Source organism: Pseudomonas sp. 43(2021), assembly GCF_017490805.1.
GTDB lineage: Bacteria > Pseudomonadota > Gammaproteobacteria > Pseudomonadales > Pseudomonadaceae > Aquipseudomonas.
This window is the reverse complement of record NZ_JAFGYJ010000003.1, coordinates 264,105-283,120: the sequence shown is the minus strand read 5'-3', so window position 1 is coordinate 283,120 and position 19,016 is coordinate 264,105. Positions and strand designations below refer to the sequence as shown.

The following is a 19,016-nucleotide window of genomic DNA, read 5'->3' as shown; positions in this document are numbered from 1 at the left end:
GGGTGGGGATGGGAATAAAGAAGGTGTAAAGATCAGGCTTTTCGGTTGTCGGTACCGGCCTCTTCGCGGCGGTTCGACGCGAATAGGCCAGTACAGGTTACCGCTGGGGCGGCTGCTGCGCCGCGTTGCGGCTCCAGTCCAACAGCAGGCTGTAACCGACAGCCAGCAAGGTCGGCCCGATGAACAGGCCAATGAAGCCAAAGGCAATCAGACCGCCGAACACGCCCAGCAGCACGATCACCAACGGCAGGTTGCCGCCACGGCTGATCAGGTACGGTTTGAGCACGTTGTCCACGCCACTGATGATGAAGGTGCCCCAAACCCCCAGGAACACCGCCATGCCGTACTCGCCCTTCCATACCAGCCAGCCGGTGGCCGGGATCCAGGCCAGTGGCGGGCCCATGGGGATCAGGCTGAGCATGAAGGTGACCAGGCCCAGCACGATGGCCCCGGGCACACCGGCGATCAGGAAGCCGATCAACGCCAGCACGCCCTGCGCGGCGGCCGTACCGATCACCCCGTTGACCACTCGCTGCACCGTACCGGCCACCAGTTCCAGGTAGTACTCGGCGCGGTCGCCCATCAAGCGGTGCAGCAAGCGCAGGACGAATGCCGACAGGCGTGGGCCGTCGCGGTAGAAGAAGAACACGAACACCAGGCTCAGGGTCAGCTCCAGCACGCCGCTGCCGATCTGCGCGCTGCGCGCCAGCAACCAGTTGCCCACCTGCCCCAGGTGCGGTTTGACCGAGGCCAGCAAGGCTGCGCCCTGCTGGTCCAGCGATTGCCACCAGCTGACCAGGCGCTCGCCAACCAACGGGATACCACCCAGCCAGGCCGGTGCATCGGGCAGGCCGTCCACCTGCACGTCACGCACGAATGCCGTCGCATCGCGAATGTGATCGGCCAGGTTGAACCCCAACCACACCAGCGGCAACGCTACGATCAGGATCCAGGCGCTGGTCAGCAGGCTTGCCGCCAGGGTTTCGCGACCGCCCAGCACACGCGTCAGCAAGCGCATCAAGGGCCAGCTGGCAAAGGCCAGGATGGCCCCCCACAACAGCGCTGAAATGAACGGTGCCATTACCCACAGGCCGGCCCCCAGCAGCGCCAGCAGCAGAATCTGGACCAGCAAGCGGTCATTGTTAGCCATGGTGGTGCTCGTTCAACGGATCAGTTCAAGGTGCAGGCCGTCGGTAGGCGCGCTACCGACTTCCAGGCGGCCACTGCGTACCCCCGCCTTGACCAGCGCTTCGCGCCAGGCTTCGGCCTGGGCGCCACTGAGGCTGGCACGCAGGGTGCTGTCGAGGTTCAGGCTGCGGGCCAGCAGGTTCGCCCAGGTGTCTTGCGGCGCGGCCAGGTCAGGGTAGTCGAGCTTGCCGGTATCGCGCATTTCCCGCAGCACCGTGGCGGCGGTCGGCAGCAGTTCGCCCAGCGGGCTGCCGGCGACGAACTCTTCCACGTGCAGGTAGGCGCGGCGGTTGCCGCGGGTGACGCTGTACAGCGCGACCAGGGTGTCGGCCTGCTCCGCCGAGCGGCGCAGCAGGATGAACGCCTGCTGCTCGTCGCCGCCGTTGAGGCGGGCATTGCCGAACACATCATTGGCCCACAGGCTGGCCTCGCCGCAATCGCGGCCCTGGCACCAGAACAGCGGGTAGCCGCCGTCGCGCTGCAGTGCTTCGCGAGCGCTGGTGAAGGCTTCGCGGGCGGTACGTTCCACCGGCAGTTCATAGGTGACCGAGCTGACCTGGCCGCGGCTTTCGACCTTGTCCTCGACCCGCAGGCGGCCGCTGATCTTGCGCAGCGGGCCCATGGGGTAGACACGCTCCTGCTCCACGGCCGGGCGCTGGTCGACCACCTTGGCGTCCACCGGTACCGGCAGGCTACCGGCCCACAGCGCGGGGCTGGCGAACACCAGACAGGCAGCGAAGGCATTACGGATGGCTACAGGCGCGCTCATTGGCGACCCAGGCGGCGCTCAGCGCCGAGGTGAAGCTCCAGGATGTCTGGCAGTTGCATGGTTGTCTCCCTGTTCAACCCGCCAAGCCTCGACACTTGTCCGGTGCAAGTCAAGCAAAGCCAAAGAAGCGATTGAAACAGTCTGCGACAAGGGCCGCGCCCTGCTCATCGTTCAGGTGCAGGTGATGGCCACCGGGCAGCGTCACCTGCTCAAAGGGTAGCTGCTCCAGCAACCCGGTGTGGCGCACCAGCATGCCATCGGCGGCCACCACCAGGCGCGCCGGGCAGCTTACCCGGCGCACATAGGCCATGGCCTGGGCCTCGCTCAGGCGCACTGGCGAAGGCAGGGTCAGGCGGCTGTCGCTGCGCCAACTGTAACCACCAGGCACCGGCATCAGGCCTCGCTGGGCCAGCAGCTCGGCTGCCTCGCGGCTGACCGCGACCATGCCTTTCATGCGTGCCTGCACGCCCTGCTCCAGGGTCGTGTACACCGACTTGCGCTTGCCATCCAGGCGCAACTGGGCCTGCAGGGCCATGCCCAGCCGCTCACCGGCGTCCTGCTCGGCGCCAGTCGGCGGGATGACGCCGTCGATCAGGGCCAGATGGCTGACCCGCTCCGGCAACGCACCAGCCAGTTGCACCGAAATGATTGCCCCCAGCGAATGGCCCAGCAGGGCGAAACGTTGCCAACCCAGCTGCTCGGCCACCCGCAGCACGTCATGGGCGTAGTCGGCCAGGGCATAGCCGGCGCCGAGCGGCCGGTGCTCCGAGTAACCATGCCCGGCCAGGTCCAGGGCGACGATGCGCAGGCCTTTGAGCTGCGGCGCCAGGCGGGCGAAGCTGTTGGCGTTGTCCAGCCAGCCATGCAGGGCGATCACCGGCAACCCGTCCTCAGGGCCGAACAGGTGCGCCGCCAGTTCGATATGCCCCAGGCTCAGGCGAATTTCCTCGACCTGCGCGCTCATGCCTGGCTCCAGCGGTCGAACAGGCCCTTGATCAGGCTGGCGGTGTCGGTTGGCCGCTCCAGCGGGAACATGTGTCCACCCGGCACGCTGTGGAATTCGCCCTTGGGCATGCCGCGTACGGCCAAGGTGTGGTGGTGGCGAATGACGTTGCTGCGCTCGCCGCGAACCATGGCCAGTGGCACCTGCAACTGCCGCGCAGGTGCAGGGCTGGTATGCGGGATGCTGCGGTAGATGCTGATTTCCGTGGCCGGGTCGAAGCGCAACTGCAGCCCCTGCTCCTTCGCCTGCAGGCCGTGCTCTATGTAGGCATCGAGGCAGTCGGGGTCGAAATGGCGGAACAGTGACTTGCCGGCAAAATAGTCCCGGGCGCTGTCGCGGTCATTGAAGGTTTCGCGGCGCCCCAGGGTGCGGCCAGCCGGGGTGATGCGGTCGATGAAGCCGAAGCGCTTGGCGGTGCGCAGCAGCCACTGGTCGGCGCGGGTGAGCACCGGCGAGTCGAGCATCACCACGCCACGGTAGTACTCGGGGCAGCGCAAGGCGGCGTGCAGGTGCAACACCCCGCCCAGCGAATGGCCGACACCCCATACCGGCTGGTCCTGCCGGGCCAGGTGGTGCAACAGTTCGTCGACCAGGCTCTGCCAGTTGTCGTCCACCGGAAAGCGCGGATCGTGCCCGTGCTGGGCCAGGTGCTGCACCTGATAGTCCGGTGCCAGGGCAGCGAACAGCTTGCCGTAGGTGGCCGAGGGGAAACCGTTGGCATGGGCGAAGAAGATCTGCTGCGACATGGCACCGGGTCCGGATCGGGGATGATGGCCCATTGTCGGTATCCCGGGGCGGTTCGGCAACGTCCGGAAAGGTCATCGGCGAGGGCTATCAGGTCAGGCTTGTGGGAGATCGCCCAGCCCTTCGGGCTGCGCTGTCGCGTAGATAACTGAGTTCGCAAGCAATCCGCGAACCCTGTGGGAGCGGCTTTAGCCGCGAAGAATCCAACACGGTGCATGGCACCGGCTGCGCCGGTGTTCGCGGCTAAAGCCGCTCCCACCGTTCAGGGCGTGGGCGGTACCTGTCGGCGCAGCGGCCCCGTGGGTTCACGCCGGCGAGTTGATCGCCCGAAGGGTCATCAGCCCAGCCAACGGCCAGTCCCCGTCCAGCTCCGCCAGGCTTGCCGTGCTCATGCCCGCCGGGTGTTGCTGGTGGCCATGCTCCAGCACCCCGACCAGGGTACCCACCAGCGGCTGATGGCTGACCAGCAGCACATGCTCCAGGCCCAGGCGCTCGATTTCGCCGATGACCTGCTGCACATCCGTGTCGGGCGTCAGCCAGGGCACGGTGCGCACCGGCTCGGCGAAGCCCAGGGTGTCATGCACCAGGGCGGCCGTTTGCTGGGCACGTACGTAAGGGCTGGCGATAATCGCCTGCAACGGTTGCCCCAGCAGGCGGGCGGCGCTGTGCAGCACCTGCTCGCGGCCGTGGGCGGTCAGCCGGCGCTCGGCATCGCTGTTGGCCCGCGGCTCCGCTTCGCCGTGGCGCAGCACCCATAGTTTCACAGCTTGGGCTCCTCATCACGCACCGGGTGCGGGGCCGGGGCCACGGCGTGCGGGGCCTCGCCTTCCGGGGCACGCGGTGCCGGCCAGTCGGCGAACGGCCACGGTTTCTGGTCGCTGTGGAAGCTGCCAAAGCGGCCGATCTGCGCCAGGTACTGGCTGAGGCTGTCGCCGAAGTTCATCAGGCTGGCGCTTGGGGCGCCGTACACCAGACGGTAGATCAGTTGTACCAGTACCAGGCCACCGAGCAGCAGCTCGGCCAACTGCCAGACCACCAGGAACACCAGCATCCACAGGACCCGCAGGATGATCGACTCGCGCTGGGCGCGCTCGGGCGTATCGTTCATGTGTTGCTCCTTGCTGTTGTCAGAGCCGCTCAAGGCTCAGTTGAAACCGCTGATGGAAATGAAATCGACATCGGTCTTCGGCTCGGCACGCATCAGGTGCTCGATCACCTGGTTCAGCGTGCGGCCTTCGAACAGGATGGCATGCAGGCCCGCCACCAGCGGCATGTACACCTGCACTTCCTGCGCCTTGGCCTTGAGCACCTTGAGGGTGTTGACGCCTTCGGCCACTTCGCCCAGGCGGTTGACCGCCTGCTCCAGGCTCAGGCCCTGGCCCAGCGCGTGGCCGACCTGGTAGTTACGGCTCTTGGGCGAGGAGCAGGTGACGATCAGGTCACCGACACCGGCCAGGCCAAGGAAGGTCATGGGGTTGGCGCCCTGGCTTACGGCAAAGCGGGTCATCTCGGCCAGGGCGCGGGTAATCAGCATGCTCTTGGTGTTCTCGCCCATGCCCAGGGCCACTGCCATGCCGGCGATGATGGCATAGACGTTCTTCAGCGCCCCGCCCAGTTCGACGCCAAAGCGGTCGGCACTGGCGTAGACGCGGAAGGTACGCCCATGCAGCACGGCCTGCACCTGCTGGCAGAGTTTTTCGTCCTCGCTGGCGACCACCGTGGCGGTCAGCGCATGTTCGGCGATTTCACGGGCCAGGTTGGGGCCGGACAGCACGCCGATGCGCGCCTCGGGGGCGATTTCCTCGAGGATCTGGCTCATCAGCTTGAAGCTTTGCGCTTCGATGCCCTTGGTCAGGCTGACCAGGCCCTTGCCACGCAGCAGCTCGGCATGCGGGGCCAGCACGCTGCGCAAGGCGCTCGATGGCAGGGCGACGAAAACCAGGTCGCTGGCCTGCAGGGTGGCCAGCAGGTCGCTGACCGGCTCGACGCCGTCGTGCAGGCGGATGCCCTTGAGGTAGCGCGGATTCTCGCGATTGACGCGCATGGCCTCGGCCTGATCCGGGTCGCGCATCCATTGGCGCACCGGCACACCGTTTTCCGCCAGCAGGTTCGCCACGGCGGTGCCGAAGCTGCCGCCTCCCAGAACTGCAACAGGTTGCTGTTCAGTCATATCCAATCCGTTAAAGCCAAAAGTTAAGTGGCGACCCAGCCATTATACGGCTCGCCTGCTACAGAACCAGTGTCAGTACTGGCCTCTTCGCGGGTAAACCCGCTCCCACAGGTACAACGAAGCCTTCAGTAGCGGTGCGGTCCTTGTGGGAGCGGGTTTACCCGCGAAAGGGCCAGCACGGGTAATGCAGATCACTGGCAAATACGCCACGGTCAGTTACCATGCCTGTTTCAATCCTGATACAAGGCCGCTTTGTGTTCCCTGGCACGCCCCCGTACCCGCGCCTGCTCATACTGACCGCCCTGCTCGGTGGCCCGGCCATGGCCGATGATCTGTTCATCGACAACACGGACCTGCCGCAGGTTCTGACCGCCACGCGCCTGAAACAGTCCCCGGCCGCAGTGCCAGGCAGCATGACCGTGCTCGACAGCGAGCTGATCCGCGCCAGCGGCGCCCGTGACATCCCCGAGCTGCTGCGCCTGGTGCCGGGCATGATGGTGGGTTACAACGCCGGCAACCAACCCACGGTCAACTACCATGGCAGCAACGTCAACGACGCCCGGCGCATGCAGGTGCTGATCGATGGCCGCTCGGTATACCGCGCCGGCCTGGCCACGGTGGACTGGAGCGACATCCCCCTGGCCATGGAGGACATCGAGCGCATCGAGGTGTTCCGCGGCCCCAACACCGTCAGCTACGGCGCCAACGCGCTGATGGCGGTGGTCAACATCCTTACCCGCAACCCCGCCGACAGCCATGGCACGCGGCTGAAGATGACCCGCGGCCAGGATGGCATCAACGACTTCTACGCCAGCCACGGCTTCGGCTGGGAGGGCGGCGACATGCGCCTGTCGCTGTCCGGCCAGCAGGACGATGGCTTCGACGAAAACCAGTTCGGCCAGGACTACCGTGACAGCCGCCGGCTGACGCGCTTCACCCTCAATGCCAGCCACAACCTGACGCACGACCAGACACTGGAATGGCAACTGGCGGCGAAGGAAGGCAGCAACCAGCGGCCGTATACCTATCAGCCGGTGTTCGCCAGATACGAAGCCGGTAACAATGCTGACGTCAATGCCAAGGACTACGCCGGCTCGTTGCGCTGGACAAAGGACTTCAGTTCCGAGCACAGCCTCTATATCCAGGGCTCGGCCCAGCATTTCGACCGCCAGCAGGTGTGGCGTGCCTGTGACGCCTTGCAGTCGTTCAGCCCGGAATTGACCCAGCTCTGGCAAATGAACCCTGACTTCGCCGAAAAGGTGGCGCGCGGCATTGCTACCGGCGCCCCCCTTTCAACCAACGATCCCGTCATGAGCGGGCTTCTGGAGAAGGTCCAGCAGCAATGGGCAAACGGTGGCAAGCAGCAAGTTTGCGGCGACGTCGACCAGAGCACCCGCGAAACCCGCTACGACCTGGAAATCCAGGACACCCTGAGCCTGACCGACAGCCTGCGCCTGCTCAGCGGCATGAACTACCGCTATGATCGAGCCGACTCGCAGACCTACTTCAACGGCAGCATCGACGACCAGACCTGGCGCCTGTTCGGCCAGCTGGAGTGGCGCGCCGACGAGCACTGGATCCTGCAGGGCGGCGCCATGTTCGAGGACTCGCGCCTGTCCGGCAGCTCGCTGACCCCGCGGGTGGCGGTCAACTACCTGATCACCCCGCGCCATGGCCTGCGAGCGGTGTATTCCGAGGCGGTACGCTCGCCCGACATGTTCGAGAACAACATCAACTGGAGCTACACGGTCAAGAACCTGACCCCCAACGCATTCGGCCTGCAAAACGGCGAGTACTTCGTCAAGACCCGCGGCCCGGGCGACCTCGACCAGGAACGCATGCGCTCGCGCGAACTGGGCTACAACGGCTACTTCAGCGACATCGACCTGAACATGGATGTGAAGCTGTTCTACGACGAGATCACCGGAATGATCAGCGAGCCCCTGAAGAACAACCAGTACATCGCCAGCAACGCCAACAAGGCCCGCTTCAGCGGCAGCGAGGCGCAACTGGACTGGCGCCCGACCCTGCGCGACCGCCTGCGCCTGACCTACGCCTATGTCGATGCCTGGGCCAGCAACCCCGACGACCGCCGCCTCAGCGCCCGCAACAGCGGCTCGGCCGGGTGGATGCGCGAATGGGGCGACGGCTGGTCCAGCGCACTGTTCTATTACGGCGACGATGCGCTCAACCAGTACCGCTACGAGCGCCTGGACCTGCGCCTGGCCAAGCGTTTCCGGGTGCATGGCAGCAACCTGGAACTGGCGGCGCTGTGGCAACAGCGCCTGGACGATGAGCCGACCACGGCAATCCAGAACCGCTTCGACAGCCGCCACCGCCTGAGCGTCAGCGCGGAGCTGGAGTTCTGATGGCCCTGCTGCTGCGCCTGTTGCTGCTGTGCCTGTGGCCATTGGGGCCGCTGTCCGCCAGCGAAATCGTGTTGGTAGGCGCGGAAGACCAGCCCGGCATTCGCAGTTTCGTCGCTGCGCTGGAAAGCCGCCGGCCCCAGGATCATGTGCATTTCCAGACCACCGCCGACCTGCCACGCCCGGGCAAGCTCAGGACTGACCTGCGCCTGATCCTGCTGGACAACGCCGCACTGGAATGGCGCCTTGGGGAAACCGCCGGCCCGCCGGCCCTGGCCATGCGGGTCAGCCGGGTACAGGCTGAACAGCGCCTGGGAAAGTCGCGTCCCGCGTTCCTCACCCTGTTGTGGAGCGACCCACCACTGGGCCGGCAGCTGCGCCTGGCGCGCTACCTGCTGCCACAGGCCCAGCGCATTGGTGTGCTGTACGGTGAGCACAGCAGCTTTTTGCTCGAAGAGTTGCGCCATGCCGCCCACCAGCTGGGCCTGGAGATCATTGCCCAGGACTGGCCCGACCCGCGCGACAGCCGTCCTCTGCAACATTTGCTGGCCAACAGTGACGTGCTGCTGGGCCTGGACGACACCAACCTGTACAACTCCAAGACCGCAAAGAACGTGCTGTTGAGCAGCTATGGCCGACAGATGGCGCTGATCGGCCCGAACGCCGGGTTCGTCCGCGCCGGCGCCCTGGCCAGCACCTTCAGCGACCAGGACGACTGGCTGGCGGTGCTCGACCAGTTGCTCGACCAGCCACCGGCACGCTGGCCGCGCAACCTCTACCCGGCACGCTTCGGCGTCAGCGGCAACCAGCAGGTTGCGCGCGCCCTGGGCCTTGAACCGATCGATCCGAACGCCGCCGCCAAGGCCCTGGCCGAAGGAGAACCCACCCCATGAGCAAGCGCCTGAGCTGGGACATCCACACCCGCACCCAGATCATCAGCCTCGGCCCTGCCCTGCTGCTGACCCTGCTGCTTATCAGCTTCTTCACCTTCGTACGCATCCAGGACCTGCGCCAGGAACTGAACCACACCGGGCAACTGATCGCCAACCAGCTGGCGCCAGCTTCGGAGTATGGGGTGATCTCGGGCAACAACGAAGTGCTCGAGGGCCTGATGCGCGCCACGCTCAGCATCCCCCACGTGCGCTTCCTCGAGGTGCAGGACAGCCGCAACCACATCCTGGTCTACGTCGAGCAGTCCGACGAAAGCGCCAACCGCGCGCAGCGCGTCGAAGTGTTCCAGGCGCCCATCCGCCTGCAGCAAATCCGCCTGGACAGCGACTTCCTGCAACAGGGCAAGGCCACCACCCCGGCCATCGGCGACGACTATCTGGGCCGGGTAATCGTCGGCATGTCCGATGACGCCTTCAGCCAGCGCCAGCAGGAAATCGTGATCAAGGCCGGCATCCTCGCGCTGTTCGCCCTGCTGTTCACCTTCCTGCTGGCGCGGCGCCTGGCCCTGAGCCTGGCCAAGCCGATCAGCGACATGGGCCATGCGGTCAAGGCCATCCAGCAGGGCGAGTACAACACCCTGTTGCCGGTGGTCGACGACAGCGAGCTGGGCCACCTGGCGCGCCACATCAACAACCTGGCCCACGCCCTGGAGCAGGCCAGCGATGAACAGAAGCAGGCCATTGCCGAGCTGATCCAGGCCCGCGAAGAGGCCGAACAGGCCAACCGCGCCAAATCGGACTTCCTGGCGATGATGAGCCACGAGCTGCGCACGCCGATGAATGGCGTGCTGGGCATGCTGCAGTTGCTGGAAACCACGCCGCTGAGCAATGAACAGGCCGAGTACACCGCAGTGGCCAGCGAGTCCACCGGGCACCTGCTCAAGGTCATCAACGACATCCTCGACTTCTCGCGCATCGAGCGCGCCGCACTGCAACTGGAACACATCGACTTCAACCTGGGTGAGCTGATCACCAGCAGCGTCCAGTCGTTCCAGCACAGCGCCCAGCAGCGCGGCCTTGCCCTGCACCTGCAGCTGCCGGCCGGTATCGAGCAGTTGCAGGTAAACGGCGACCCCACGCGCATCCGCCAGATCCTGCTGAACCTGGTCGGCAACGCGCTGAAGTTCACCGAACGCGGCCAGGTACAGGTCGAGGCACGCTGGCAGGTGCTCGATCGGCAACTGATCTGGCTGACCTGCAGCGTGCGCGACACCGGCATCGGCATCGACAGCGACCGCCTGGAAATGATGTTCGTCGCCTTCCAGCAGGCCGACAGCTCGATTTCCCGCCGCTATGGCGGCACCGGGCTGGGGCTGTCGATCGCCCGCACCCTGGCCGAACGCATGGGCGGCAAGCTGCGTGGCGAAAGCCGTGAGGGGCTTGGTTCCACGTTTACCCTGGAGATGCCTTTGGCCCTGGCCAGCCCAGCCCCGGTCTCGCTGACGCTGCCAAGCGCTGCGCCACCGGCGATGACCGACAACGATCAGGTGCTGCTGGTAGAAGACAATCCGGTCAACCAAAGTGTCATCGGGGCCATGCTGCGCAGCCTGGGACTGGCGGTAAGCACCGCCGAGGACGGCCTGGAGGCGGTCGACCGGGTCAGCCGGCAGCGTTTTGCCGCCGTGCTGATGGACTGCCGCCTGCCGCACCTGGACGGCTATGAAGCCACCCGGCGTATCCGCCAACTGCCCAACGGTGCCGGACTACCGATCATCGCCCTGACTGCCAATGCCTTGCAGGGCGACCGTGAGCGTTGCATGGCAGCCGGCATGGACGATTACCTGAGCAAACCCTTGCGCCGCACCGAACTGCAGCGGGTACTGCAGCGCTGGCTTCCCGGTCAGACAACCGCGACTGGCGATAAATGCTAAAGTGCGGCAGTCTTAAACACTGGACAGGACCTTCATCGGACCTGAAAATAGACGTTTCAGTGCACACCTGTACTTCTTTCACCAGGTGCACTGTGACTTTCACCACAACGCAATAGTCTACCTGTAGGCTGCCGCCCCGGACGCGATGCGTTTCGGGCCGGCCGGGAAGATTCATCCCCTGCCGCAGGGGGTTATTGAGGAGCTCGCATGACCAAACAACACGCCTTTACTCGGGAAGACCTGCTGCGCTGCAGTCGCGGTGAGCTGTTCGGCCCAGGTAATGCGCAACTGCCCGCGCCGAACATGCTGATGGTCGATCGCATCACCCATATCAGTGAAGAAGGCGGTAAGTACGGCAAAGGTGAATTGGTCGCCGAGCTGGATATCAATCCGGACCTGTGGTTCTTCGCCTGTCACTTCGAAGGCGACCCGGTAATGCCGGGCTGCCTGGGCCTCGACGCCATGTGGCAGCTGGTAGGCTTCTTCCTCGGCTGGCAGGGCCTGCCAGGCCGCGGTCGCGCCCTGGGGTCGGGCGAGGTGAAGTTCTTCGGCCAGGTACTGCCCGAAGCCAAGAAAGTCACTTACAACATTCACATCAAGCGCGTCCTGAAGGGCAAGCTGAACATGGCCATCGCCGATGGCTCGGTCAGCGTCGACGGCCGCGAGATCTACACTGCCGAAGGCCTGCGGGTCGGCGTGTTCACCTCCACTGACAATTTCTAAGGGTTATTCGCATGCGCCGCGTCGTTATCACTGGTCTGGGCATCGTATCGTGCCTGGGCAATGACAAAGCTACCGTCACCGAAAACCTGCGCAACAGCCGTCCGGGTATCCGTTACAACCCGGAATACAAGGAAATGGGGCTGCGTAGCCAGGTTTCCGGGTCCATCGACCTCAACCTCGAAGAACTGATCGACCGCAAGGTCTACCGCTTCGTCGGCCACGCTGCCGCCTACGCCTACCTGGCGATGCAGGACGCGATCAAGGACGCCGGCCTGACCGAAGAGCAGGTTTCCAACCCGCGTACCGGCCTGGTGGCTGGCTCCGGCGGCGCTTCGACCCTGAACCAGATGGAAGCGCTGGATACCCTGCGCGAGAAAGGTGTCAAGCGCGTCGGCCCGTACCGCGTTACCCGCACCATGGGCAGCACCGTTTCGGCGTGCCTGGCCACCCCGTTCAAGATCAAGGGCATCAACTACTCGATCTCGTCGGCCTGCGCCACTTCGGCACACTGCATCGGCACCGCCCTGGAGCAGATCCAGTGGGGCAAGCAGGACATCGTCTTCGCCGGTGGCGGTGAAGAAGAGCACTGGAGCCAGTCGTTCCTGTTCGATGCCATGGGCGCCCTGTCGACCAAGCGCAACGAAACCCCGGAACAGGCCTCGCGCGCCTACGACGCCGACCGTGATGGCTTCGTCATCGCTGGTGGCGGCGGCATGGTGGTGGTCGAGGAGCTGGAGCACGCCCTGGCCCGTGGCGCCAAGATCTACGCGGAAATCGTCGGTTACGGCGCCACTTCCGACGGCTACGACATGGTTGCCCCGAGCGGCGAAGGTGCCATCCGCTGCATGCAGCAGGCGCTGTCGACCGTCGACACCCCGATCGACTACCTGAACACCCACGGCACCTCGACCCCGGTCGGTGACGTTGCCGAGATCAAGGGCGTTCGCGCCGTGTTCGGCGACAAGGCACCGAAGATCAGCTCGACCAAGAGCCTGTCGGGCCACTCGCTGGGCGCTGCTGGCGTACACGAGGCGATCTACTGCCTGCTGATGATGGAAAACAACTTCATCGCCGGCTCCGCCAACATCGACGAGCTGGACCCGGAGGTCGCCGACCTGCCGATCCTGCGCAAGACCGAAGAAAACGCCAAGATCGACACGGTCATGAGCAACAGCTTCGGCTTCGGCGGCACCAACGCCACCCTGGTGCTCAAGCGCTGGGAAGGCAAGTAAGACGCTGCTGCAGTAAGCGAAAACGCCCCGACTGGTTCGGGGCGTTTTCATTTGTATCGCCTGTGCCGGCCCTTTCGCGGGTAAACCCGCTCCCACAGGGACCGCGCTGCTCTTGAAACTGGCGCTGTACCTGTGGGAGCGGGTTTACCCGCGAAAGGGCCGGCACAGGCGAAATACTATTGCTTAGGCAACACAGCCAGAAAATTCTCCCTGGCCACTTTGTTGGCAACTTGTTCCGGCAATGCATCCAGAAACGGCCTGAACCCGTGCATCTGCTCCCCAAGGCTGTCAAACCGCCCCACCACATCCGAACCCAGCATGAAACGCTCCGGATACTTCTCGACCAGTGCCAGCCACTCCTTGCGCGGCTCCCCCTGGTCATCCAGCAGATAAGGCTCCAGCACACTCCACGACAAATCGACATACAGGTTCGGGTAGTCCTCCAGCAACCGCGTCAGCACCGGCAGCAGAAAATCCATCTGCGTCTGGTGCCGGTGTATCTCCATGCTGCTGCCGGCATGCGCCCAGATGAACCGCGTGTGCGGGTGATTGCGCAGCGGCTCTTCGATCTCCGCCAGGTACAGCGGGTTGCGCTCACGCTTGGAGGTGATGTTGGAATGCAGCAGCACCGGCAGGTCGCGCTCGGCCGCCAGGTGGTAGATACGTGTCATCGCTTCGTTGTTGGCGCGCGGCGTGTCACCGCTGGTCAGTGCCGTCAGGTCATCGTGGCGGGTGAACACCTCGCCAATGCCCTGCCAGAGCCCCGGGTACAGTTCGAGCATGCGCTCGATATGGCTGGCAGCGTTCTTGTCCACCGGGTTGAAGCCGGCCAGGAACGGATGAAAGCGCCGGCGCTGCTCGTCGGGCAATTTCTGCAGCGCCGCGGCCACGTAGGTGTCGGTGGCGCTGTACCAGTAGGCTTCGGCGTCATCCCCGGCGTAATAGCGCGGGCGCTTGGGCTCATCCTCGTGCCATTTCTTGGCCACCGGGATGCCGGAGATCATCGACTGCTCGATGCCCGCAGCATCCATGGCCTTGATCAACGCCGGCATGCCCTCGCTTTCCTGGAAAAAGTCGACATAGTGCAGGTGGGCATCACTGTAGCGGTAGTCGCGTGCCTGGGCCTGGCACATACAACCGGACAACAGCAGGCAGGCCAGCGCTCTGGCAAACATCGGCAGCTTCCTTCTTCGAGTACGAAAAGAGTAGACCGGCAGGCCAACGAGACGGTTCAGCCACAACAGGCAAACCGTTATGCTTGAAGCACTTCCACCTCGTCTGGAGCCGCACCCATGAGCAGCCCCCTGGTCATCCGCCCACGCGCCGAATCGGTCGAGGGCCAGCCGATCCTGCGCCCGCTGCCATCGGCCCAGTGCCGCAGCGTCGGCCCGTTCGTGTTTTTCGACCATATGCTCGAAACCGACTATGCCCCGGGGCATGGCATGGACATCCGCCAGCATCCGCATATCGGCCTGTCGACCCTGACCTACCTGTTCGAAGGGGCAATCCTGCACAAGGACAGCCTTGGCTCGGACCAGCGGGTGCTACCTGGTGATGTCAGCTGGATGACGGCTGGCAGCGGCGTGGCCCACGTTGAGCGCACGCCTGAAGATGCCCTGGCCCATGGTTCACGCCTGCACGGGTTGCAGGTATGGCTGGCCTCGCCGCGCGAACATGAGCAAGGCGCGCCCAGCTACAGTCATCACCCGGCGGCGAGCCTGCCGGTCAGTGACAGCCTCGGGGTGCGCATCTGCATGATTGCCGGTAGCGGGTTCTGCCTGGAATCGCCGGTGCCAGTACTCTCCCCTACCCTTTACGCGCATGTGCGGATGCAGCCGGCAACCACCTTGCTGGTGCCGAATGAGCATGCGCAGCGGGCGCTGTACCTGCTCGATGGTGAGCTGATGATGAACGATGAGGACGTGGAGCCGTGCAGCCTGGTGGTGCTACCGGAGGGCGAAGAGGTGACGCTGTACGCGGAAAGTGAGTGCCAGTTGGTGCTGATTGGTGGCGCGCCACTGGATGGGCCGCGGCGGATGAACTGGAATTTTGTCGCCAGTGATGTGGAACTGATCGAACAGGCCCGAGCCAGGTGGGCTGCGGGGGATTGGCCGGTGGTGCCGGGGGAAACTTCGAGGATCGAGCTGCCGCGCTGATTTGGGGGCCGCTCTGCGGCCCCCTGCAATGTCAGCGCTGGAACACTTCGGTCAGCAGGTTGTGCATTGAGCGGAACGCCCGCTCCGAGGTACGCCGGTCATACTGCATCTTGCCCGGCACGTTGGCGCTCGGGTCGGTAAACGAGTGCACCGCGCCGCCATAGCTCAGCAATTGCCAGTCAACCTTGGCCGCATTCATCTCCGCCTCGAACGCCGGCAACTGCTCCTTCGGCACCAGCGGATCGGAAGCGCCATGCAGCACCAGCACCGAGCCCTTGATGCGCTTGGCATCTTCAGGGTTCGGCGTGTCCAGCGTGCCATGGAACGACACCGCCGCACGCAGATCGGCACCGGTACGGGCCAACTCCAGGGCGCAGCAGCCACCAAAGCAGAAGCCAAACGTGCCCACCTTGCCCGGCTCCAGCAGCGCCTTCGACTGCCCCAACAGTTGCGCCAGGGCTTCCTGCATGCGCTTGCGCAATTCGCCCCGGTCGTTCTTCAACGGCATCATCGCCGCGCCAGCTTCGTCGGCATTGGACGGGCGCACCGATTGCCCATACAGGTCGGCAATCAGCACCACATAACCCTTCTCGGCCACTTCCTTGGCAATGCGCTCTGCCCCTTCGCCAATACCCATCCAGTTCGGTGCCATCACCAGGCCTGGGCGGCCCAGCGCCCCTGGCTCATGGACCAGACGGCTTTCGTAGGTCTTGCCGGACAGGTGATAAACCAGCGATTCGACGATTACTTTGCTCATCAAGCACTCCTTTGGCACTCGTCATGAAAAAGGCAGTCATGAAAAAGCCCGCCGAAGCGGGCTTTCCTATGCATCAACTCAAGCAGACAGCTCGACCAGCAGCTTGTTCAGGCGACGAACGTAAGCCGCCGGGTCCTTCAGGCTGTCACCGGCCGCCAGGGCCGCCTGATCGAACAGGATGTGCGACAGTTCGGCGAAGCGGTCTTCGCTCTGCTCGTTGTCCAGCTTCTCGATCAGCGGGTGGGTCGGGTTGAACTCGAAGATCGGCTTGGACTCCGGTACCTTCTGCCCGCTGGCTTCGAGGATCTGGCGCATCTGCAGGCCGAGGTCCTGCTCACCGATGGCCAGGATCGCCGGCGAGTCGGTCAGGCGGTGCGACACGCGCACTTCGGCCACGCTGTCACCCAGCGCGCCTTTCAGGCGCTCGACCAGGCCTTCCTTGTCTTTGGCGACTTCTTCCTGGGCCTTCTTGTCTTCTTCCGAATCCAGCTTGCCCAGGTCCAGGTCGCCACGGGCGACGTCGACGAAGGCCTTGCCGTCAAACTCGTTGAGGTAGCTCATCAGCCACTCGTCGATACGGTCGGTCAGCAGCAGCACTTCGATGCCTTTCTTGCGGAAGACTTCCAGGTGCGGGCTGTTCTTGACCTGCGCGTACGACTCGCCGGTGAGGTAGTAGATCTTGTCCTGACCTTCCTTGGCGCGGGCCAGGTAGTCGGCCAGCGCGACGCTCTGCTCGCCGCTGTCGTCCTGGGTGGAGGCGAAGCGCAGCAGGCCGGCGATCTTTTCCTTGTTGGCGAAGTCTTCGGCCGGGCCTTCCTTCAGCACCTGGCCGAAGTTCTTCCAGAAGCCCTTGTACTGCTCGGGCTCGTTCTTCGCCAGTTTCTCCAGCATGTCCAGCACGCGCTTGGTCAGCGCGGTCTTCATCGAATCGATGATCGGGTCTTTCTGCAGGATTTCACGCGACACGTTCAGCGACAGGTCGTTGGAATCGACCACACCCTTGATGAAGCGCAGGTACAGCGGCAGGAACGACTCGGCCTGGTCCATGATGAACACGCGCTGCACGTACAGCTTCAGGCCGCGTGGCGCTTCGCGCTGGTACAGGTCGAACGGCGCGCGGGCCGGCACGTACAGCAGCGAGTTGTATTCGAGCTTGCCTTCGACCTTGTTGTGGCTCCAGGTCAGCGGGTTTTCGAAATCATGGCCGATGTGCTTGTAGAACTCCTGGTACTCCTCGTCCTTGATCTCGGTACGCGGACGGGTCCACAGGGCGCTGGCGCGGTTGACGGTTTCCCACTCTTCGGCCGGCTGTTCTTCGCCTTCGGCGGCTGCTTGCTCCTTTGGCAGCTGGATCGGCATGGCGATGTGGTCGGAATACTTCTTGACCACGTTGCGCAGGCGCCAGCCATCGGCAAACTCCTGTTCGTCCTTCTTCAGGTGCAGAACGATGCGGGTACCGCGCTGTGGCTTGTCGATGGTGGCGACTTCGAACTCGCCTTCGCCTTTCGACGACCAGTGCACGCCTTCAGCGGCCGGCTGGCCAGCGCGGCGGCTGTACACATCGACCTTGTCGGCCACGATGAACGCAGAGTAGAAGCCCACACCGAACTGACCGATCAGGTGCGAGTCCTTCTTCTGGTCGCCGGTGAGGTTCTTCATGAAGTCGGCAGTGCCGGACTTGGCGATGGTGCCCAGGTGGGCGATGACGTCTTCGCGGCTCATGCCGATGCCGTTGTCCTCGAGGGTCACGGTACCGGCGTCCTTGTCGAAGCTCAGGCGAATCTTCAGGTCGGCGTCGCCTTCGAACAGCTCTGGCTTGGCCAGGGCCTCGAAACGCAGCTTGTCGGCGGCGTCGGAGGCGTTGGAGATCAATTCACGCAGGAAGATCTCCTTGTTCGAATACAGGGAATGGATCATGAGGTGCAGCAGCTGCTTTACCTCGGTCTGGAAGCCCAGCGTTTCTTTTTGAGTCTCCACACTCATGGTCTTCAAAACTCCGATCTGATGGCAGTTGACGCCTGGCGGCCGGTTCGGCCTGCGTTAGCGGCGGATGTCATGCAGATGGGGGCTGCCCGGATGATTTCAAGGGCTTTTCCGGTTCGATCTTGAAATGTGCGCGAGCCGTGGCAATCGGCGACTGCCTGTCACCCTGCCAGGCGGTGATGGCCACATTGGTCACCCGCCGCCCCTGGCGCCATAGCTGGCACTGGGCGTAGGTATCGCGAAAGTGCCCGGCACGCAGGTAATCGATGGAGAAGTCGATGATCTTCGGAATGCTCGCGCTCTCGCTGAAGATCAGCAGGTACAGCGCTGCCGACAGCTCCATGAAGCCCGCGATCACCCCACCGTGGATGGCCGGCAGCAGCGGGTTGCCGATGTTGTCCTGGCTGGCTGGCAGACGGAACAGCAGGTCATCGCCTTCGCGCTCGCATTCGATGCCGATCAGGCCGGCATAGGGGATCAGCGCCAGCAAAGGCCGATAGTCGCCCACCGCGTGGGCGGCGTTGAGCTGTTGGCGAACCTCGCGTGGAATCATGCCCCGCCCTCCTTCAGGCTGTTGCCGAAGCGGATGCCACCCTTGATCTCCTGGCCCAGGCGCATGAACGTGCCCACCACCTGGCAGATCGGCTGGGCGGGGTCGTCCTGGTAGGCCGTGCCACGGGTGAAGATGACATCGCGGGTGACCCGGTAGCACTGGGCGTGGCCGTAGATGTCCTTGCCGGGCTCGGCCGGGTGCATGTAGTCGATGCGCAGGTCCAGTGTCGGGCATACCTCGAAGCGCGGCAGCACGCACAGCGTGGCCATGCCGCAGGTGGTGTCCATCAGCGTGGTCAGCGCGCCGCCATGCACGGCGCCGGTCTGCGGGTTGCCGACGATGGCCGGCGACCAGGGCAGGACCAGAGTCATGCCATCGGCATTGGTTTGCGCCACGCGCATTTGCAACAACTGACAATGTTTCAGGGCCGAGAGAAAACGCTCGGCCATGGCCATCAAGGTCGATTCGCTCATAGGCTGTTTCCACGCGCACTGCCGCAGCGCATAAAATCGTTAAAAAGTCCATATAGAACGGGGCGTTATATATGTGTA

General features: G+C 64.3%; 18 protein-coding genes. 6 read left to right on the top strand and 12 right to left on the bottom strand.

Going from position 1 to position 19,016, the window contains the following annotated elements:
• Positions 1-97 precede the first annotated feature (97 nt).
• The 7 genes from J5M71_RS04300 to J5M71_RS04270 form a co-directional block, all read right to left on the bottom strand.
• Positions 98-1,150, bottom strand: a complete 1,053-nt coding sequence (locus J5M71_RS04300; protein WP_207830128.1) for an AI-2E family transporter — start codon at positions 1,148-1,150, stop codon at positions 98-100.
• 12 nt (positions 1,151-1,162) lie between these two features.
• The gene (locus J5M71_RS04295) at positions 1,163-1,957 is read right to left on the bottom strand and encodes a DUF4892 domain-containing protein (protein ID WP_207830125.1); all 795 of its coding nucleotides are present in this window, start codon (positions 1,955-1,957) and stop codon (positions 1,163-1,165) included.
• A 109-nt stretch (positions 1,958-2,066) separates the two neighbouring features.
• Positions 2,067-2,921, bottom strand: coding sequence for an alpha/beta hydrolase (locus tag J5M71_RS04290; protein WP_207830122.1), 855 nt, complete (start codon positions 2,919-2,921; stop codon positions 2,067-2,069).
• Positions 2,918-3,706 (bottom strand): alpha/beta hydrolase, encoded by a 789-nt coding sequence (locus tag J5M71_RS04285; RefSeq protein WP_207830120.1) that lies wholly within the window; start codon positions 3,704-3,706, stop codon positions 2,918-2,920. Before J5M71_RS04285 ends, J5M71_RS04290 begins: the two co-directional genes overlap by 4 nt.
• A 303-nt stretch (positions 3,707-4,009) precedes the next feature.
• A complete protein-coding gene (gene sixA, locus J5M71_RS04280) occupies positions 4,010-4,468 on the bottom strand; it encodes a phosphohistidine phosphatase SixA (protein WP_063912704.1) in 459 nt (152 codons plus the stop codon).
• Positions 4,465-4,812: a DUF4389 domain-containing protein gene (locus J5M71_RS04275; protein WP_027592856.1), complete on the bottom strand. Its 348-nt coding sequence runs from the start codon at positions 4,810-4,812 to the stop codon at positions 4,465-4,467. Before J5M71_RS04275 ends, sixA begins: the two co-directional genes overlap by 4 nt.
• Positions 4,813-4,848: 36 nt before the next feature.
• A complete protein-coding gene (locus tag J5M71_RS04270; RefSeq protein WP_063912705.1) occupies positions 4,849-5,874 on the bottom strand; it encodes an NAD(P)H-dependent glycerol-3-phosphate dehydrogenase in 1,026 nt (341 codons plus the stop codon).
• A gap of 221 nt (positions 5,875-6,095) precedes the next feature.
• Here J5M71_RS04270 and J5M71_RS04265 point away from each other — a divergent pair, with 221 nt between their 5' ends.
• The 5 genes from J5M71_RS04265 to fabB all read left to right on the top strand — a co-directional run bounded on the left by J5M71_RS04265 (position 6,096) and on the right by fabB (position 13,016).
• Positions 6,096-8,243: a TonB-dependent receptor gene (locus J5M71_RS04265; RefSeq protein ID WP_207830118.1), complete on the top strand. Its 2,148-nt coding sequence runs from the start codon at positions 6,096-6,098 to the stop codon at positions 8,241-8,243.
• Complete coding sequence (locus J5M71_RS04260) at positions 8,243-9,133, top strand: ABC transporter substrate-binding protein (RefSeq protein WP_207830116.1); 891 nt, start codon at positions 8,243-8,245, stop codon at positions 9,131-9,133. The genes J5M71_RS04265 and J5M71_RS04260 overlap by 1 nt, the downstream gene beginning before the upstream one ends.
• Positions 9,130-11,061, top strand: a complete 1,932-nt coding sequence (locus tag J5M71_RS04255) for an ATP-binding protein (protein ID WP_207830115.1) — start codon at positions 9,130-9,132, stop codon at positions 11,059-11,061. Before J5M71_RS04260 ends, J5M71_RS04255 begins: the two co-directional genes overlap by 4 nt.
• A 207-nt stretch (positions 11,062-11,268) precedes the next feature.
• Positions 11,269-11,784 (top strand): 3-hydroxyacyl-[acyl-carrier-protein] dehydratase FabA, encoded by a 516-nt coding sequence (fabA, locus tag J5M71_RS04250; protein ID WP_003251509.1) that lies wholly within the window; start codon positions 11,269-11,271, stop codon positions 11,782-11,784.
• Positions 11,785-11,795: 11 nt separating this feature from the next.
• Positions 11,796-13,016, top strand: coding sequence for a beta-ketoacyl-ACP synthase I (fabB, locus tag J5M71_RS04245; RefSeq protein ID WP_013973429.1), 1,221 nt, complete (start codon positions 11,796-11,798; stop codon positions 13,014-13,016).
• Positions 13,017-13,192: 176 nt separating this feature from the next.
• On the opposite strand, the gene J5M71_RS04240 is transcribed toward fabB, so the two are convergent.
• On the bottom strand, positions 13,193-14,191 hold the full coding sequence (locus tag J5M71_RS04240) for an amidohydrolase family protein (protein WP_207830113.1): 999 nt from the start codon (positions 14,189-14,191) through the stop codon (positions 13,193-13,195).
• 117 nt (positions 14,192-14,308) lie between these two features.
• On the opposite strand from J5M71_RS04240, the gene J5M71_RS04235 reads away from it, so the two are divergent.
• Entirely contained in the window at positions 14,309-15,172 is an 864-nt protein-coding gene (locus J5M71_RS04235; protein WP_207830111.1) for a pirin family protein, read from the top strand.
• Between the two features lie 31 nt (positions 15,173-15,203).
• Here the strand turns inward: J5M71_RS04235 and J5M71_RS04230 are convergent, their stop codons facing one another.
• The 4 genes from J5M71_RS04230 to J5M71_RS04215 form a co-directional block, all read right to left on the bottom strand.
• Positions 15,204-15,929, bottom strand: coding sequence for a dienelactone hydrolase family protein (locus tag J5M71_RS04230; protein ID WP_207830109.1), 726 nt, complete (start codon positions 15,927-15,929; stop codon positions 15,204-15,206).
• 78 nt (positions 15,930-16,007) lie between these two features.
• Entirely contained in the window at positions 16,008-17,912 is a 1,905-nt protein-coding gene (gene htpG / locus J5M71_RS04225) for a molecular chaperone HtpG (RefSeq protein ID WP_207830106.1), read from the bottom strand.
• Positions 17,913-17,982: 70 nt separating this feature from the next.
• Positions 17,983-18,465 (bottom strand): PaaI family thioesterase, encoded by a 483-nt coding sequence (locus J5M71_RS04220; RefSeq protein ID WP_207830103.1) that lies wholly within the window; start codon positions 18,463-18,465, stop codon positions 17,983-17,985.
• Entirely contained in the window at positions 18,462-18,938 is a 477-nt protein-coding gene (locus J5M71_RS04215) for a PaaI family thioesterase (protein WP_063912713.1), read from the bottom strand. The genes J5M71_RS04220 and J5M71_RS04215 overlap by 4 nt, the downstream gene beginning before the upstream one ends.
• Positions 18,939-19,016: the final 78 nt, after the last annotated feature.

Excerpts from the sequence above, each read along its gene's own strand:
- J5M71_RS04300 (WP_207830128.1), bottom strand. The coding sequence starts at position 1,150 with ATGGCTAACAATGACCGCTTGCTGGTCCAGATTCTGCTGCTGGCGCTG.
- J5M71_RS04295 (WP_207830125.1), bottom strand. The coding sequence starts at position 1,957 with ATGAGCGCGCCTGTAGCCATCCGTAATGCCTTCGCTGCCTGTCTGGTG.
- J5M71_RS04290 (WP_207830122.1), bottom strand. The coding sequence starts at position 2,921 with ATGAGCGCGCAGGTCGAGGAAATTCGCCTGAGCCTGGGGCATATCGAA.
- J5M71_RS04285 (WP_207830120.1), bottom strand. The coding sequence starts at position 3,706 with ATGTCGCAGCAGATCTTCTTCGCCCATGCCAACGGTTTCCCCTCGGCC.
- J5M71_RS04275 (WP_027592856.1), bottom strand. The coding sequence starts at position 4,812 with ATGAACGATACGCCCGAGCGCGCCCAGCGCGAGTCGATCATCCTGCGG.
- J5M71_RS04270 (WP_063912705.1), bottom strand. The coding sequence starts at position 5,874 with ATGACTGAACAGCAACCTGTTGCAGTTCTGGGAGGCGGCAGCTTCGGC.
- J5M71_RS04265 (WP_207830118.1), top strand. The coding sequence starts at position 6,096 with ATGCCTGTTTCAATCCTGATACAAGGCCGCTTTGTGTTCCCTGGCACG.
- J5M71_RS04260 (WP_207830116.1), top strand. The coding sequence starts at position 8,243 with ATGGCCCTGCTGCTGCGCCTGTTGCTGCTGTGCCTGTGGCCATTGGGG.
- J5M71_RS04255 (WP_207830115.1), top strand. The coding sequence starts at position 9,130 with ATGAGCAAGCGCCTGAGCTGGGACATCCACACCCGCACCCAGATCATC.
- fabA (WP_003251509.1), top strand. The coding sequence starts at position 11,269 with ATGACCAAACAACACGCCTTTACTCGGGAAGACCTGCTGCGCTGCAGT.
- fabB (WP_013973429.1), top strand. The coding sequence starts at position 11,796 with ATGCGCCGCGTCGTTATCACTGGTCTGGGCATCGTATCGTGCCTGGGC.
- J5M71_RS04240 (WP_207830113.1), bottom strand. The coding sequence starts at position 14,191 with ATGTTTGCCAGAGCGCTGGCCTGCCTGCTGTTGTCCGGTTGTATGTGC.
- J5M71_RS04235 (WP_207830111.1), top strand. The coding sequence starts at position 14,309 with ATGAGCAGCCCCCTGGTCATCCGCCCACGCGCCGAATCGGTCGAGGGC.
- J5M71_RS04230 (WP_207830109.1), bottom strand. The coding sequence starts at position 15,929 with ATGAGCAAAGTAATCGTCGAATCGCTGGTTTATCACCTGTCCGGCAAG.
- htpG (WP_207830106.1), bottom strand. The coding sequence starts at position 17,912 with ATGAGTGTGGAGACTCAAAAAGAAACGCTGGGCTTCCAGACCGAGGTA.
- J5M71_RS04220 (WP_207830103.1), bottom strand. The coding sequence starts at position 18,465 with ATGATTCCACGCGAGGTTCGCCAACAGCTCAACGCCGCCCACGCGGTG.
- J5M71_RS04215 (WP_063912713.1), bottom strand. The coding sequence starts at position 18,938 with ATGAGCGAATCGACCTTGATGGCCATGGCCGAGCGTTTTCTCTCGGCC.